Raw genomic sequence first — 14,473 nt, 5'->3', positions numbered from 1 at the left:
ATGGAGGCGCATTATAGGGAGCCGGTTCAGAATGACAAGCGATAATATGCTTTTTTTATCTGACCGCTCACTATTCATTCGTAACGCCTATTAAACCCGCTTTTTGATGGCTGCCGGCAGGTCCGCCAGGCTATTTAGCACCCAATCGGCCAACTTTTCGCCCTGCTCCGTCACCGGCTTGCCGGTACGCACCAGCACCTTGGTGCCGACGCCGGCCGCGATCGCCGCCTGCATGTCTTCCGGTTTATCGCCCACCATATAAGAAGCGGCCATATCGATGTTCAATTCCTGCTGCGCTTGCAGCAGCATGCCCGGCTGCGGTTTACGGCAGTCGCACACCTGACGATACTCTTCTACTACCGCCTCCGGATGATGCGGGCAGAAATAGATGCCGTCGAAGTCAACGTCGCGATCGGCCAGCGACCAATCCATCCACTCGGTCAGGTACATAAACTGGTCTTCGCTGAACTTGCCGCGCGCAATGCCGGACTGATTGGTCACCATCACCAGCGCGAAGCCCATCTTTTTGAGTTCGCGACAGGCGTCAATCACGCCGTCGATAAAGTGGAAGTTGTCGATTTCATGGACATAACCATGGTCAACATTAATCGTACCGTCACGATCGAGAAAAATTGCTGGAACGCTTTGTGTCACCGCTTTGCTCCTGAGGGCCTGTATACGCTGACAGTATCGCATGTTTTACCCCACGCTGAGAACGCCGGAGAACGTCGTTGGCCGTTGACTTAGACGTCTAGACGCCTTAACATCTGATCCATACCTTGGTTCCACGCCGAGGTTTACTTTTATCTAGCCACGGGCAACCACGCTAAAATAAGAAGAATATGATTAAACTTTCTAACATCACTAAAGTGTTCCAGCAGGGTTCGCGCACCATTACCGCGCTCTCTGACGTGACCCTTCACGTCCCTGCCGGGCAAATCTATGGCGTTATCGGGTCTTCCGGTGCCGGCAAAAGCACGCTGATCCGCTGCGCCAACATGCTGGAGCGCCCCACTTCCGGCCAGGTGCTGGTCGATGGCCAGGATCTGACGTCCCTGTCGGAAAGCGAACTGACGCGCGCCCGCCGCCAAATCGGCATGATCTTCCAGCACTTCAACCTGCTCTCTTCCCGCACGGTGTTCGGTAACGTGGCGCTGCCGCTGGAGCTGGACAATACGCCGCGCGCCGAGATCAAGAAACGCGTGACCGAACTGCTGGAGCTGGTTGGCCTGGCGGACAAACACGACGCCTACCCGGCCAACCTGTCCGGCGGCCAGAAACAGCGCGTTGCGATCGCCCGTGCGCTGGCCAGCAACCCTAAAGTGCTGCTGTGCGACGAAGTCACCAGCGCGCTGGATCCGGCCACCACCCGTTCCATCCTGGAACTGCTGAAAGACATCAACCGCCGTCTGGGTCTGACCATTCTGCTGATCACCCACGAAATGGACGTGGTGAAACGCATTTGCGACCAGGTCGCGGTCATCAGCCAGGGGCAGCTGATCGAAAAAGACAGCGTCAGCGAAGTGTTCTCACACCCGAAAACCCCGCTGGCCCAACAGTTCATTCAGTCCACGCTGCATCTGGATATCCCGGACGACTACGCTGCGCGCCTGTCGCCGGAGCGTCAGGGCGGCCGCCAGCCGCTGCTGCGTCTGGAGTTCACCGGCCAGTCGGTCGATGCGCCGCTGCTGTCTGAAGCCGCTCGCCGCTTCAACGTGAACAACAACATTATCAGCGCCCAGATGGATTATGCCGGCGGCGTGAAATTCGGCGTGATGCTGGCGGAGCTGCACGGCAGCGACGAAGACGCGCTGGCGACGATTAAGTTCCTGCAAGAAAATCAGGTAAAAGTAGAGGTTCTGGGTTATGTCTGAGGCAATGATGTGGTTGATGGCGCGTGGCGTGTGGGAAACCGTCATGATGACCTTTGTCTCCGGCTTCTTCGGTTTCGTGCTCGGCCTGCCGGTAGGCGTGCTGTTGTATGTCACCCGCCCGGGGCAGATCATCGCCAACAATTCGCTGTATAAAATTTTGTCCGGGCTGGTGAACATCTTCCGTTCCATCCCGTTCATTATCCTGCTGGTTTGGATGATTCCGTTTACCCGCATGATCGTCGGCACCTCGATCGGTCTGCAAGCGGCCATCGTGCCGTTGACCGTGGGCGCCGCGCCGTTCATCGCGCGCATGGTGGAAAACGCCCTGCTGGAAATCCCGTCCGGCCTGGTGGAAGCCGCGCGCGCCATGGGCGCCACGCCGATGCAGATCATCAAGAAAGTGTTGCTGCCGGAAGCCCTGCCGGGCCTGGTTAACGCCGCGACCATCACCCTGATCACCCTGGTGGGTTACTCGGCCATGGGCGGCGCTGTCGGCGCCGGCGGCCTGGGCCAAATCGGTTACCAATACGGTTATATCGGTTATAACGCCACAGTGATGAATACCGTATTAGTATTACTGGTAGTTTTGGTTTATCTGATCCAGTTCTGCGGCGATCGCATCGTCAAAGCCGTTACCCATAAATAGTTTCACAGCATATTAATGCGAGTCTAATGAGGAAGGGATATGTCGTTAAAATTTAAATCCATCGCGGCAATTGGCGCACTGATCGGCACTCTGGCTCTGACGGGCTGCGGCCAGGATGAAAAGAATCCAAACCACATCAAAGTCGGCGTGATCGTCGGCGCTGAGCAGCAAGTCGCCGAAGTGGCGCAGAAAGTGGCGAAAGAGAAATACGGTCTGGACGTCGAGCTGGTGACCTTCAACGACTACGTGCTGCCTAACGAAGCGCTGAGCAAAGGCGATATCGATCTGAACGCCTTCCAGCACAAGCCTTATCTGGATCAGCAGATCAAAGACCGCGGTTACAAGCTGGTGCCGGTCGGCAACACCTTCGTTTACCCGATCGCCGGTTACTCCAAGAAAATCAAATCGCTGGACGAGCTGAAAGAAGGTTCGCAGATCGCACTGCCTAACGATCCGACCAACCTGGGCCGTTCGCTGCTGCTGCTGCAGAAAGTTGGTCTGATCAAGCTGAAAGACGGCGTTGGCCTGCTGCCGACCGTGCTGGACGTGACCGAGAACCCGAAAAACCTGAAGCTGGTTGAGCTGGAAGCGCCTCAGCTGCCGCGCTCTCTGGACGATCAGCAGATCGCGCTGGCGGTGATCAACACCACCTACGCCAGCCAGATCGGCCTGACCCCGGCGAAAGACGGTCTGTTCGTGGAAGATAAAGACTCGCCTTACGTCAACCTGCTGGTTGCGCGCGAAGATAACAAAGATGCGGAAAACGTGAAGAAATTCGTTCAGGCCTATCAGTCTGACGAAGTTGACGCGGCCGCCAACAAAATCTTCAACGGCGGAGCGGTGAAAGGCTGGTAAGCGCTTATTCACCCATTTTATTCCTATAATTGCAAGACGGGCCAAGGCCCGTCTTGTTATTTCCGCCATAGCTTGCTTCAATAGCGCCACTTTCATTAAGGCAGAGGAATCTCAATGCGTGTTTTACCTCTCTGTTTGTTAGCGCTCGCGCTGGCCGGATGTTCATCGCAGCGTATCGCGCCATCCTCAACAAGCAGCACCAGCAAGCCGACCACCACCGCTCCGGCCAAAACCACGCCGGCCGCCCGCCCCGCTCCGGTAAAACTGTATAAAAGTGCAGAAGAACTCGTGGGCAAGCCGTTCCGCGATCTGGGTGAAGTGTCCGGCGAATCGTGCCAAACCACCGTGCAAGACTCTCCACCAAATCTGGCCACCGCCCGTAAACGCATGCAAATCCGTGCGTCTTACATGAAGGCCAACGCCGTGCTGCTGCACGACTGCCAGATTGTCAGCGGCGTCGCCGGTTGCTATCAGCAGGCCGTTTGTCAGGGCTCGGCGCTTAACGTCTCGTCCAAATGACCGAATTCGTTTTCGAGCAGATCGGCGTGATCCGCTCGCCGTATAAAGAAAAATTCGCCGTTCCCCGCCAACCGGGGCTGGTCGAAGACGGCGGCGGTGAACTGCTGCTGCTGCCGCCCTACAACCAGGCGGAAGCGGTGCGAGGCCTCAGCGATTTCAGCCATCTGTGGGTGATGTTCATCTTCCATCAAACCATGGAGGGCGGCTGGCGGCCAACGGTGCGCCCACCGCGCCTGGGCGGCAATGCCCGTATGGGCGTGTTCGCCACTCGATCCACCTTTCGCCCCAATCCGCTCGGCATGTCCCTCATTGAACTGAAAGGCGTGCGGGTAAAAAACGGCGAAGTGGCGCTCGAGCTGGGCAGCCTCGATCTGGTCGACGGCACCCCAGTGGTGGACATCAAGCCTTATCTGCCGTTCGCCGAGAGCCAGCCGCAGGCCCGCGCCGGTTTTGCCCAGGCCGCGCCCGCCGGCGATATGCCGGTGCGTTTTGCTCCGCAGGCCGAGCAGCAACTGCAGCAACATCAGGCGCGCTACCCGCAATTAAGGCGTTTTATCAGCCAGGTGCTGGCGCAAGATCCCCGTCCCGCCTATCGTAAAGGAGAGGACGTCGAACGGGATTACGCCGTCTGGCTGCTGGATTTCAACGTGCGCTGGCGCGTCGTGGACGGTCACACCGAAGTGCTGTCGCTCGACCCGCGTTAAAATTCCGCCGCCTCTCTTTTGGCGACCCGCTCGCGCTGGTAAACTAAATCACTTTTTGGCCGCCACTCTGGCAGCCCGATGCAATTTGCAGTTCTAACGGAACCAAAACACCATGCGTACTAGCCAATATCTGCTCTCCACTTTGAAGGAGACACCTGCCGACGCCGAAGTGATCAGCCACCAGCTGATGCTGCGCGCCGGGATGATCCGCAAGCTGGCCTCCGGTCTTTACACCTGGCTGCCGACCGGCCTGCGCGTTCTGAAAAAGGTTGAAAACATCGTTCGCGAAGAAATGAACAATGCTAACGCGATCGAAGTTTCCATGCCGGTGGTTCAGCCTGCCGATCTGTGGCAGGAAAGCGGCCGTTGGGAGCAATACGGCCCCGAGCTGCTGCGCTTCGTCGACCGCGGCGATCGTCCGTTCGTACTGGGCCCGACGCATGAAGAAGTGATCACCGATCTGATCCGCAACGAGATCAGTTCGTACAAACAGCTGCCGCTGAACTTCTTCCAGATCCAGACCAAGTTCCGTGATGAAGTGCGCCCGCGTTTCGGCGTGATGCGTTCCCGTGAGTTCCTGATGAAGGATGCCTACTCCTTCCACACCTCACAGGAGTCTCTGCAGGAGACTTACGACGCAATGTACGAAGCGTACAGCAAAATCTTCAGCCGCATGGGCCTGGATTTCCGCCCGGTGCAGGCGGATACCGGCTCGATCGGCGGCAGCGCCTCGCACGAATTCCAGGTGCTGGCGCAGAGCGGTGAAGACGATATCGTGTTCTCCACCGGTTCCGATTTCGCCGCTAACATCGAGCTGGCGGAAGCGGTCGCTCCGGCAGAGCCGCGCGCCGCAGCCAGCGAAGAGCTGCGCCTGGTGGATACGCCGAACGCCAAAACCATCGCCGAGCTGGTCGAGCAATTCCAGCTGCCGGTGGAAAAAACCGTGAAGACGCTGATGGTGCGCGCCACCGAAGAGAGCGGCCACAAGCTGGTCGCCCTGCTGGTGCGCGGCGATCACGAGCTGAACGAAGTCAAGGCCGAGAAGCTGGCGCAGGTTGCCGCGCCGCTGACCTTCGCCACCGAAGAAGAGATCCGCGCCATCGTCGGCGCCGGCCCAGGCTCGCTTGGCCCAGTCAAGCTGCCGATGCCGGTGGTTGCCGATCGCAGCGTAGCGGCGATGAGCGATTTCGGCGCCGGCGCCAACGTTGACGGCAAACACTACTTCGGCATCAACTGGGAGCGCGATCTGCCGCTGCCGCAGGTGGCCGATATCCGTAACGTGGTGGAAGGCGACGCCAGCCCGGACGGTCAGGGTACGCTGCTGATCAAACGCGGCATCGAAGTGGGCCATATCTTCCAGCTCGGCACCAAGTACTCGGAAGCGATGAAAGCGACCGTGCAGGGTGAAGACGGCCGCAACCAGGTGCTGACCATGGGTTGCTACGGCATCGGGGTTACGCGCGTCGTGGCTGCCGCCATCGAGCAGAACCACGACGAACGCGGCATCATCTGGCCGGACGCCATCGCGCCGTTCCAGGTAGCGATCCTGCCGATGAACATGCACAAGTCATTCCGCGTGCAGGCGCTGGCGGAAGAGCTGTACAACACCCTGCGCTCCCACGGCATCGATGTGATCCTCGATGACCGCAAAGAGCGTCCGGGCGTGATGTTCGCGGATATGGAACTGATCGGCGTGCCGCACTCTATCGTTATCGGCGATCGTAACCTCGATAACGAAGAGATCGAGTACAAGAACCGCCGCGTCGGCGAGAAGCAAATGATCAAAACCGGTGAAATCGTTGATTTCCTGCTGGGCCAGATCAAACGCTAAGCGCCGATCGCCAGAGAATAAAAAACCCGCCTAGGCGGGTTTTTTTATATCAGAAACGCGTTACTTGCTGCTGCAGCTTTTGCTGCGGTCGAACGCGATCTTGCCGTCCGGCACCACCGCTTTTTCAATCTGCCCCTCTTCCATCGACGGCTGCACGCTGAAGTGCGCGTTGAAGGTCAGGAACACCGGCTCGCCGGCAGTCTTGTTGGCCTTGGCGTAACCTTGCTCCAGCGCGATGTTGTTATCCACCGGGAAAGTGATGCCGGTGGCGCAATCTTTGAACACCGCCGCGTCGGCCATATAACTGTAGCTGCCTTTCATCACCATCGGGGTTTTAGGCAACGGCTTTTCGACCGGCTCCAGACGGTAATTCAGCTTGGACTCGATCGGCGCGCCGCTGCGGTCCAGCATTTCCAGGCTCTTGCCCACCGGACGGAAATAGCGTTTCTCGCCGGTGCTGTCGGTCAGTACCAGCTTATCCGCGGTGCGCGCCCATTTGCCGTAGTCGGCAAAGGTCTGATCGCCGTCTTTGCTGCCGCGATAGGTCTCCTGCAGCACAAAAGTACCGTCTTCATCCAGGAACAGCGCCGTATCCAGACCGCCGCAATCGGCGCAAGGCAACACCCCTTGATAACTCTGCGGCATCGCCTGCAGCGGTTGTTCCTTCGGCTGATAATGATTGTTGCATCCCAACAACGAGAGTGCGCCTGCCGCCAAGAACAGGGCTATCGTAATTTTCTTCACAGTTATTCTCCTACTGTGTTCATGTATTCCTAAGTGCGAACCTTGCCACGCAGCGCCTTGGTGGCGCCTTTGCGCGTCTTGCCTTCCAGGCGACGCAGTTTCGCTCCTTTCGTCGGCTTGGTCGCCTTGCGCGTTTTTTCCACCACCATCGCCTGCTGAATCAACGCGACCAGCCTGGCCAACGCCGCTTCGCGATTCAATTCCTGACTGCGATACTCTTGCGCCTTGATAATCACCACGCCATCGGCGGTAATTAAATGGTGATTCAGCGCCAGCAGCCTTTCCTTATAATACTCTGGCAGGCTGGATGCCCGGATGTCAAAGCGCAAATGGATCGCCGTTGAGGTTTTGTTCACGTGCTGACCGCCCGCGCCCTGCGCGCGGATCGCCGTCAATTCCAGCTCATTATCCGGTATGGCTACGTTTCTTGACAGTTCCAGCACCGGTCACACCTGCGCCTGCTGCCACTCGGCAAACTGGATTTCCAGACTATTCTGAGCATCGGACAACCAAATAGTTCCCTCCTGCAGCGTCGCCTGCAGCGTCATGGTGCGGCTGGCCAGCGCCGTCAGCCGCGCCAGCTGCTCGTCGTCGAGGAAGCGTACGCTCAGGTTCTTGTAACCGGCCACTTTGCCCTGCATCGCCTGCCACCAAACGTGTGCGGCGCGCTCGCCGTAAGCGTACAACACCACGCGCGGTGACTGGTTGCAGGCCTTGCGAATGCGCTTCTCGTCGGGCAACCCCATCTCGATCCACATTTCCAGCCCGTTATGGTCGTTGCGCTGCCAGATCTCCGGCTCGTCGTCGGCGCTCAGCCCTTTGGTGAACACCAACCGTTCGTCGGCATGGCAGATCCAGGCCAGCAGGCGCAGCATCATGCGCTGTTCGTTTTCGGACGGGTGTTGCGCCAGCGTCAGCGCGGCGTCGTGGTAGAAATGACGATCCATATCAGCGATATTGACCGCGGCTTTATAAATGGTTGCTTTCAGCGCCATGGGTGACCTCGTAATTATCCGGCAACAGTGTACTTGATCAGGGCCGAACGCCGCCAGCGCAGCCCGGCCCGGCGCAGAGCGAAAGGCGTGTCGGGGTGCTGATAACTCCATAACAGCTGTGCTATAGTCGTCTAGGATAGGATAAAACTCCGAGAGCCTGCGCCTCATCGCGAGAGCGGTCTTGATGATGCAGAGGTTCTTAAGGGAGGAAACTGTGCAACAATACTGTGAGTTAGTACGCCGTACTTACGCCGAGATTGGCAGTGGAGATCTTGGCTACGTGCCTGATGCGCTGGCTTGTGCGTTAAAGGCATTGGACGATGTCGCAGCGAACGACGCGCTACCGTCCTCCGTTAGGGAACAGGCGGCCTTTGCCGCCGCTAACTTATTGGTGAGCGACTATGTTGATGAATGATGAGTACCAACCCATCAATTGCGATGACTACGACAACCTGGAACTCGCCTGTCAGCATAAACTTATTCTGAAGCTGGAGTTACGCGACGGAGAAGTGATCGAGGCCAAGGCGATCGACCTGCTGCAAAAGAAACGCGTTGAGTATCTGACCATCGAGCAGAACGGCCAGCAGCGCGACCTGCGTCTGGACCATATCAGCAGTTTCAGTCATCCGGAAATCGGTACCGTGGTCGTCAGTCTGTCAGACTGAGCAGCGGTAACCCCATCCCAACAGGGCAGCCTACCGGCTGCCCTCGTCATTTATGGCTTCAGGCTGGCGTAATAGGCCGCCAGATCGGCGATATCATCCTCCGACAGGCCGGACACATAGGCCTTCATCACCTCGGCCTGGCCGCCGTTGCGCTCTCCTTTCTTGTACGCCTGCAGCGCGTGCTGCAGGTACATGGCGTTCTGCCCGGCCAAATTCGGGTACATCGGCACCGTCACCTTGCCCTGTGCGCCGTGGCAAGCCGCGCAGGCAGCGGCTTTCGCCTGACCGGCGGCCGCATCCCCCGCCGCCAATGCCGGCAGGCTGAACAGGCCGGCGGCCAACAGCGTGATCCCCACAAACTTCATCATTGCTCCTCACGATTATGATTTTTTTCCCAGCGCAGTCGCCACGGGCGTTCGTCTTCCGCCACTTGCCCCGCCTCACAGACGAATGTGCCCAGGGCGGCGATCAGCTGCTCATCATAATAAATCAACGGGATGCGATCACGCTGCCAGGGAGGAATCCCCAGCTCCTGCCACAGTTTTTTTATCGGTCGCGAATGGGAGCGCCCTACGATGCGCACGGTGCCCTGCACGCCGCCGAAACGAATGCTGATCCGCTGCGCTGGCTGCGGCGCGCGCAGCGTCAGTTCGCCCTCGCCGGCGATCAGGCGCCCCAGCCCGTCCGGCAACGCCAGCGGCTCGTCAGGCCGCCAGGGCAGATGCACACCGCGCAGCGTCGCCAGCGGCGGCAGCAGGTGCAGTCGGCCACGGAAACGGCGGATCTGATAGGCGCCGAGCTGCAGCTGCGGTTCGGCGTCTTCCCGGCTGAGCGCCACCTCCTCCCACAGGCGCTGTAGCTGCTCACGCGCCGGCATAGTGACGTTAAACAACGCGATCCAGCGCCGCAGCAAGGCGAAACGCCGTACCGGAGAACAGTCCGTCAGGCCGTCGATCGCCAATGAGCGATCTGCCGCCAACAGGCTTTGCAGCGGTTCCGCCAGCAGTTCGTCCAACAGCTGCTCCTGCTCGGCGCACAGGCTGGCGCTGCGCGCCACCGCCGAAGCGAAGTGCGGCCAGCGCTGGTTGAGCTGCGGCAAAACCTGCAAACGCAGGAAATTGCGATCGAAGCGCGTGTCCTGATTGCTGTCGTCATCGATCCAGCTTAAGGCGTGGCGCTGCGCATAGCTTTCCAGCGTCTGGCGCGAACAGCCCAGCAATGGCCGCAACAACAGATGCTCGCCCAACGTGGTGCGCGCCGCCATCGCCGATAGCCCCGCCGGCCCGCTGCCGCGCTTGAGCGCCAACAGGAAAGTTTCGCTTTGATCGTCAAGGTGTTGAGCGGTAAGCAGCGCTTCGCCCTCCGCCAGAGCGGCGCTGAAGGCGGCATAGCGCGCCGCACGCGCCGCCGCTTCGATGCCGCCCTGGCGGGCGTCCACCTGCACGTGCGTCACCGTCAGCGGCACCTGCCAGTCGGCGCAGCGGCGGCGGCAATGCTCCACCCAGCGGTCGGCGAAGGCGCTCAGGCCGTGGTGCACGTGCAATGCACGCAGCTGCAGCGCCGGACGTTGGCGGCGCAATGCCGCCAGCAGATGCAGCAGCACGCTGGAGTCCAGACCGCCGCTGAACGCCACCAGCAGCCGCTGCTGCGCGCCCAGCTGGTCCGCCACCAGCGTCGTTAATTGATCAGTATCCATCGGTAGGCTTTGTCACTTCTACATAGCTGCACGTTAACTCCGCCTACCGTCATCAATCAAGCATTAACCGTCCGGGCCTGGCGTCGCGTCAGCAGCCACCAGCCGCCCAGCACCGCGATCACCGCCAGCGCGCACCCGGCCGCTCCCCAGCCGATCTGAGCGAAAATGCGGCCATACGCCTGCATCGCCGCCCCTTCGATATGATCCTCGGCGGTCTGATTGGCGATAATGCCCGCCAGATAGTTGGCGATCGAGCCGGTCGCCAGCATATAGATGCCGGTCAACACCCCGGTGGCGCCGGGAATGTTCAGCCGGGTGATCTGCGCCATCGCCACCGGATCGATAAACAGTTCGGCGAAGCCCATCACCGCCAGGCCGGCGATCATCAGCCCCATCGATCCCGGCCCGTGCAGCCGCGTATTGAGCGCCATCAGCGTAAAGCCGACGCCGATCAGCAGCAGGCCAAAGGCGAACTTGCACCAGATGCGCAGCGTGCGATCGCCCGCGCCATCGCCGCTAGCCAGCCACGCCAGCGCCACGCCGCCCAGCATCACCGCGCAGGCGTTAACCGACTGGAACAGCGCGGTCGGCACCGTCCAGCCGAACCAGCGCCGATCGACGAAGTGATCGATAAACAGGCTGATGGAGCTGCCGCCTTGTTGGGCAAAGGCCCAGAACAGCGTACCCAGCAGCATCAGCGCAACGATCTGCCACAGGCCCCGGCGCTGGCCGGCGTCCGCTCGCAGCATAATACGCGCCACCAGCACCACCGCCGCCACGCACACCAGCCCGAGCAAATAACCGGCCCAGTCGCGCACAAACAACAGCGTGAAGAACAGCGGCGACGCCAGCAACGCCGCCAACAGCCAGCCCCAGTGCGGCAAGCCCAGGCTTCTGGCACGCATCAGCGGGGCATTCACGCCGCGAGTGTGGCGGAAATGACGCCCGCCCAGCAGGAAGATCACCAGGCCGGCGAACATGCCGATCCCGGCCAACGCAAAGCCGACGTGCCAGCCATAGCGCTCGGCCGCCAACCCACAGGCGATCGGCGCCAAAATAGATCCGACGTTACCGGCGGCGTACAGCAGCGAGAAGCCTCCCTCGCGGCGCGAGTCCTGCGCCGGGTACAGCTCGCCCAGCAGGCAGCTGATATTGGATTTGAACAGGCCGTAACCGCAGATGATGATCGCCAGCGCCAGATAGAGCGACTGGGCGGAGACCGCGCTCAGGCCGAGCACGATATGCCCCAGGGTCATCAGCGCCGCGCCGGCGATCACCGCGACGCGGTTGCCCAGCAGGCGGTCGGCGAGCCAGCCGCCCAAAATAGGAGTGACGTAAACTAACGAAGCGTAAGCGCTGTAGAGATCGATGGCGCGGCTGTCGGTATAGCCGAGTTGGTGGGTCAGATAGAGAATCAGTAACGCACGCATGCCGTAAAAGCTGAAATATTCCCAAATTTGTATCGCTACGACATAGTAGATTGCGCGCGGCTGTGAGGGTGTTTTCATGTTGGTCTCCCATCAGTCGGTGAACGACAAAGGGGAAGCGCGAGCGCCTCCCCTGTTTTTGGCTGCGGTTATTTCGCCTTCAGCACTTTCACCCGATAACGTCCGTCCGCCTGACGATAGGCGCCGTGAATGTCGGTTTCAAAGCCCGGATAATGCGCGCCGATTTCGCACAGCATCTGCAGGAACTCAAGCACCGGCCGGCTCTCCTCGGTCAGCATTTCGCCCGGCATCACCAACGGCACGCCCGGTGGGTATGGCAGGATCATATTGGCGTTGACCTTGCCGACCATGTCCTCCAGATAGACCTCTTCCACTTCGCCGTGCAGCTCTTTCTGGAACGCCTGGTACGGGTTCATCACCATGGTTGGCAGCACTTCGAACGCGCGGTACATCAGATCCGGCAGGTTGTGTTGCTCCACCAGGCGGTGAATGTTCTGCGCCAGATCCTGAATGCGCATGTTTTCATAGAAATCAGGCGCTTCCTGATACAGCGAAGGCAGCATGTTTTTCACCCGCAGGTTCAGATCGAACGAGCGTTTGAAGTCGGTCATCGCGCGCAGCAGGCTGAGCGCCTTGGTTTTGTCGATGCCGATGCTGAACAGGAACAACAGGTTGTACGGCCCGGTTTTCTCGACGATGATGCCGCGTTCATCGAGGTATTTCGCCACGATGCTGGCCGGGATGCCGAACGGCTGCATCTCGCCTTCCTTGCTCATCCCCGGCGTCAGGATGGTGACCTTGATCGGATCGAGGTACATGTGTTCATTGTCGATGTTCTTGAAACCGTGCCAGGCGCTGTCGGAACGCAGCGGCCAGCATTCCGGCTCATCGATATGCTCCGGCTGCCAGACGTCGAAGAACCAGCCGTCGGATTCGACTTTCAGGCGTTTGATCTCTTTACGGAACTTGATCGCGCGTTCGATAGAGCCGTGGATCAGGCGCTTGCCGGCGTTGCCTTTCATCATCGCCGCGGCGGTTTCGGTAGAGGCCACGATGCCGTAGTGCGGCGAGGTGGTAGTGTGCATNCGGATTCGACTTTCAGGCGTTTGATCTCTTTACGGAACTTGATCGCGCGTTCGATAGAGCCGTGGATCAGGCGCTTGCCGGCGTTGCCTTTCATCATCGCCGCGGCGGTTTCGGTAGAGGCCACGATGCCGTAGTGCGGCGAGGTGGTAGTGTGCATCATGTAGGCTTCGTTGAAGGTCTCTTCGTTGATATCGCCCTTCACGTGGATCATCGACGCCTGCGAGAAAGCCGCCAACAGTTTGTGGGTGGACTGGGTTTCATAGATCACCTTGCCCTCCACGCGGCCGCCGCTCATGCCGCACTTGCCTTTATAGATCGGGTGGAAATTGGTGTAAGGCACCCAGGCGGAGTCAAAGTGGATAGACTTCACGTCCAGGGTGTTCTTGATAAAGTCGGTGTTGTACAGCAAGCCGTCATAGGTGGAGTTGGTGATCACCGCGTGCACCGGCCAGGTGGCGTTCGGGGTGTCCTTCACGCGTTTGGCGATGGTGGCGCGCTGGAACTCGCTCTGCGGAATGCCGCCGAGGATGCCGTAAGCGTTGCGGGTCGGGCGGAAGTAGATCGGCGTGATGTCACTCATCATCATCAGGTGAGTCAGCGACTTGTGGCAGTTACGGTCAATCAGCACCGTGCTGCCCGCCGGCGCCGAATACATGCCGACGATCTTGTTGGCGGTTGAGGTGCCGTTGGTGACCATGTAGCTGCGTTCGGCGTTGAACACGCGAGAAATATACTCTTCCGCCTCTTTGTGCGGGCCGGAGTGATCCAGCAGCGATCCCAGCTCGGACACCGAAATTGAGATATCCGACTTCATGGTATTCGGGCCGAAGAAATCGTAGAACAGGCTGCCGACCGGGCTTTTCTGGAACGCGGTGCCGCCCATGTGGCCCGGCGTACAGAAGGTGTACTTGCCTTCGCGCACGTATTTGAACAGCGCCTTGGTCAGCGGCGGCAGGATGGTGTCGATATATTCGTCGGTATTCTGTTTGATCTTGGCGGCGATGTCGGTTGCCGCGCCGAGCGCATATTCGAAGAAGCGCACCTGCATGCGCAGATCGTTCAGGCTGACGTCCAGCGTGGAATAGGTGTTGGCGAACGCGTACAGCGGCATGTACTCGTTCAGTTGGCTGATCTCTTCGCACAGCTCCAGGTTGTATTTGTCCCAGTCGAAGATCACCCCACACAAGCGGGCGTTGTTCTCGATCAGTTTCAGCAAGTCTTCGCGATCGTTAGGGTAAACGATGCGGAAATCCAGACTTTCCAGCGCCTGATGCAGTTCACGGATAGGCTCTTCTTTGAAGTAGACACCCATGTGATTCATGATGGCGATAACGTTCATATGCATTTCTCCTGGCAAAGCAAGCCCCTTCCCGTCGCGGCTGACAGGTCGGAAAGAAAGGGGCTGGGTAA

At 59.5% G+C, this 14,473-nt stretch carries 15 protein-coding genes and 2 pseudogenes; 8 read left to right on the top strand and 9 right to left on the bottom strand.

Features of this window, described 5'->3' with window-relative positions; translation table 11 throughout:
- Positions 1–90: 90 nt before the first annotated feature.
- Positions 91–654 (bottom strand): D-glycero-beta-D-manno-heptose 1,7-bisphosphate 7-phosphatase, encoded by a 564-nt coding sequence (gene gmhB / locus GKN89_RS18230; RefSeq protein ID WP_015378880.1) that lies wholly within the window; start codon positions 652–654, stop codon positions 91–93.
- Positions 655–842: 188 nt separating this feature from the next.
- Here gmhB and metN point away from each other — a divergent pair, with 188 nt between their 5' ends.
- From metN to proS, 6 genes are all read left to right on the top strand, one after another.
- On the top strand, positions 843–1,874 hold the full coding sequence (gene metN / locus GKN89_RS18225; protein ID WP_154747494.1) for a methionine ABC transporter ATP-binding protein MetN: 1,032 nt from the start codon (positions 843–845) through the stop codon (positions 1,872–1,874).
- On the top strand, positions 1,867–2,520 hold the full coding sequence (locus tag GKN89_RS18220; RefSeq protein WP_004932010.1) for a methionine ABC transporter permease MetI: 654 nt from the start codon (positions 1,867–1,869) through the stop codon (positions 2,518–2,520). Before metN ends, GKN89_RS18220 begins: the two co-directional genes overlap by 8 nt.
- 39 nt (positions 2,521–2,559) lie before the next feature.
- On the top strand, positions 2,560–3,375 hold the full coding sequence (locus GKN89_RS18215; protein ID WP_019455780.1) for a MetQ/NlpA family lipoprotein: 816 nt from the start codon (positions 2,560–2,562) through the stop codon (positions 3,373–3,375).
- A gap of 114 nt (positions 3,376–3,489) precedes the next feature.
- Positions 3,490–3,894 (top strand): Rcs stress response system protein RcsF, encoded by a 405-nt coding sequence (gene rcsF / locus GKN89_RS18210; RefSeq protein WP_004932006.1) that lies wholly within the window; start codon positions 3,490–3,492, stop codon positions 3,892–3,894.
- A complete protein-coding gene (gene tsaA / locus GKN89_RS18205) occupies positions 3,891–4,598 on the top strand; it encodes a tRNA (N6-threonylcarbamoyladenosine(37)-N6)-methyltransferase TrmO (protein ID WP_033644898.1) in 708 nt (235 codons plus the stop codon). The genes rcsF and tsaA overlap by 4 nt, the downstream gene beginning before the upstream one ends.
- A 112-nt stretch (positions 4,599–4,710) precedes the next feature.
- The gene (proS, locus tag GKN89_RS18200; RefSeq protein ID WP_074055982.1) at positions 4,711–6,429 is read left to right on the top strand and encodes a proline--tRNA ligase; all 1,719 of its coding nucleotides are present in this window, start codon (positions 4,711–4,713) and stop codon (positions 6,427–6,429) included.
- 60 nt (positions 6,430–6,489) lie between these two features.
- On the opposite strand, the gene nlpE is transcribed toward proS, so the two are convergent.
- Genes nlpE through GKN89_RS18185 form a run of 3 tightly spaced genes read right to left on the bottom strand, consistent with a single transcriptional unit; the run spans position 6,490 to position 8,168 of the window.
- A complete protein-coding gene (gene nlpE / locus GKN89_RS18195; protein WP_004932000.1) occupies positions 6,490–7,173 on the bottom strand; it encodes an envelope stress response activation lipoprotein NlpE in 684 nt (227 codons plus the stop codon).
- A gap of 29 nt (positions 7,174–7,202) precedes the next feature.
- The gene (gene arfB, locus GKN89_RS18190) at positions 7,203–7,616 is read right to left on the bottom strand and encodes an alternative ribosome rescue aminoacyl-tRNA hydrolase ArfB (RefSeq protein WP_004931997.1); all 414 of its coding nucleotides are present in this window, start codon (positions 7,614–7,616) and stop codon (positions 7,203–7,205) included.
- 3 nt (positions 7,617–7,619) lie between these two features.
- Entirely contained in the window at positions 7,620–8,168 is a 549-nt protein-coding gene (locus GKN89_RS18185; RefSeq protein WP_063917925.1) for a YaeQ family protein, read from the bottom strand.
- A gap of 214 nt (positions 8,169–8,382) precedes the next feature.
- Between GKN89_RS18185 and GKN89_RS18180 the strand changes: the two genes are divergently transcribed.
- Positions 8,383–8,583 (top strand): YaeP family protein, encoded by a 201-nt coding sequence (locus GKN89_RS18180; RefSeq protein ID WP_004931993.1) that lies wholly within the window; start codon positions 8,383–8,385, stop codon positions 8,581–8,583.
- On the top strand, positions 8,570–8,833 hold the full coding sequence (gene rof, locus GKN89_RS18175; RefSeq protein ID WP_004931991.1) for a Rho-binding antiterminator: 264 nt from the start codon (positions 8,570–8,572) through the stop codon (positions 8,831–8,833). The genes GKN89_RS18180 and rof overlap by 14 nt, the downstream gene beginning before the upstream one ends.
- Before the next feature lie 50 nt (positions 8,834–8,883).
- Here the strand turns inward: rof and GKN89_RS18170 are convergent, their stop codons facing one another.
- The 5 genes and pseudogenes from GKN89_RS18170 to cadA all read right to left on the bottom strand — a co-directional run.
- Complete coding sequence (locus GKN89_RS18170; RefSeq protein ID WP_074055985.1) at positions 8,884–9,198, bottom strand: c-type cytochrome; 315 nt, start codon at positions 9,196–9,198, stop codon at positions 8,884–8,886.
- Entirely contained in the window at positions 9,198–10,529 is a 1,332-nt protein-coding gene (tilS, locus tag GKN89_RS18165) for a tRNA lysidine(34) synthetase TilS (protein ID WP_154747493.1), read from the bottom strand. Before tilS ends, GKN89_RS18170 begins: the two co-directional genes overlap by 1 nt.
- A gap of 56 nt (positions 10,530–10,585) precedes the next feature.
- The gene (gene dtpD / locus GKN89_RS18160; RefSeq protein ID WP_019455771.1) at positions 10,586–12,037 is read right to left on the bottom strand and encodes a dipeptide permease DtpD; all 1,452 of its coding nucleotides are present in this window, start codon (positions 12,035–12,037) and stop codon (positions 10,586–10,588) included.
- Positions 12,038–12,105: 68 nt separating this feature from the next.
- Positions 12,106–13,062 (bottom strand): annotated as a pseudogene (locus GKN89_RS18155) (lysine decarboxylase LdcC); the annotation flags it as partial.
- A gap of 23 nt (positions 13,063–13,085) precedes the next feature.
- A pseudogene (cadA, locus tag GKN89_RS18150) lies at positions 13,086–14,402 on the bottom strand (lysine decarboxylase CadA); the annotation flags it as partial.
- Between the last annotated feature and the right edge of the window lie 71 nt (positions 14,403–14,473).

The organism is Serratia sp. YC16 (genome assembly GCF_009707615.1).
Classification (GTDB): domain Bacteria; phylum Pseudomonadota; class Gammaproteobacteria; order Enterobacterales; family Enterobacteriaceae; genus Serratia; species Serratia surfactantfaciens.
This window is presented reverse-complemented; position numbering and strand designations above follow the sequence as displayed.

Coding starts and splice junctions, on each gene's coding strand:
- metN (WP_154747494.1), top strand. CDS start 843: ATGATTAAACTTTCTAACATCACTAAAGTGTTCCAGCAGGGTTCGCGC.
- GKN89_RS18220 (WP_004932010.1), top strand. CDS start 1,867: ATGTCTGAGGCAATGATGTGGTTGATGGCGCGTGGCGTGTGGGAAACC.
- GKN89_RS18215 (WP_019455780.1), top strand. CDS start 2,560: ATGTCGTTAAAATTTAAATCCATCGCGGCAATTGGCGCACTGATCGGC.
- rcsF (WP_004932006.1), top strand. CDS start 3,490: ATGCGTGTTTTACCTCTCTGTTTGTTAGCGCTCGCGCTGGCCGGATGT.
- tsaA (WP_033644898.1), top strand. CDS start 3,891: ATGACCGAATTCGTTTTCGAGCAGATCGGCGTGATCCGCTCGCCGTAT.
- proS (WP_074055982.1), top strand. CDS start 4,711: ATGCGTACTAGCCAATATCTGCTCTCCACTTTGAAGGAGACACCTGCC.
- GKN89_RS18185 (WP_063917925.1), bottom strand. CDS start 8,168: ATGGCGCTGAAAGCAACCATTTATAAAGCCGCGGTCAATATCGCTGAT.
- rof (WP_004931991.1), top strand. CDS start 8,570: ATGTTGATGAATGATGAGTACCAACCCATCAATTGCGATGACTACGAC.
- GKN89_RS18170 (WP_074055985.1), bottom strand. CDS start 9,198: ATGAAGTTTGTGGGGATCACGCTGTTGGCCGCCGGCCTGTTCAGCCTG.
- tilS (WP_154747493.1), bottom strand. CDS start 10,529: ATGGATACTGATCAATTAACGACGCTGGTGGCGGACCAGCTGGGCGCG.
- dtpD (WP_019455771.1), bottom strand. CDS start 12,037: ATGAAAACACCCTCACAGCCGCGCGCAATCTACTATGTCGTAGCGATA.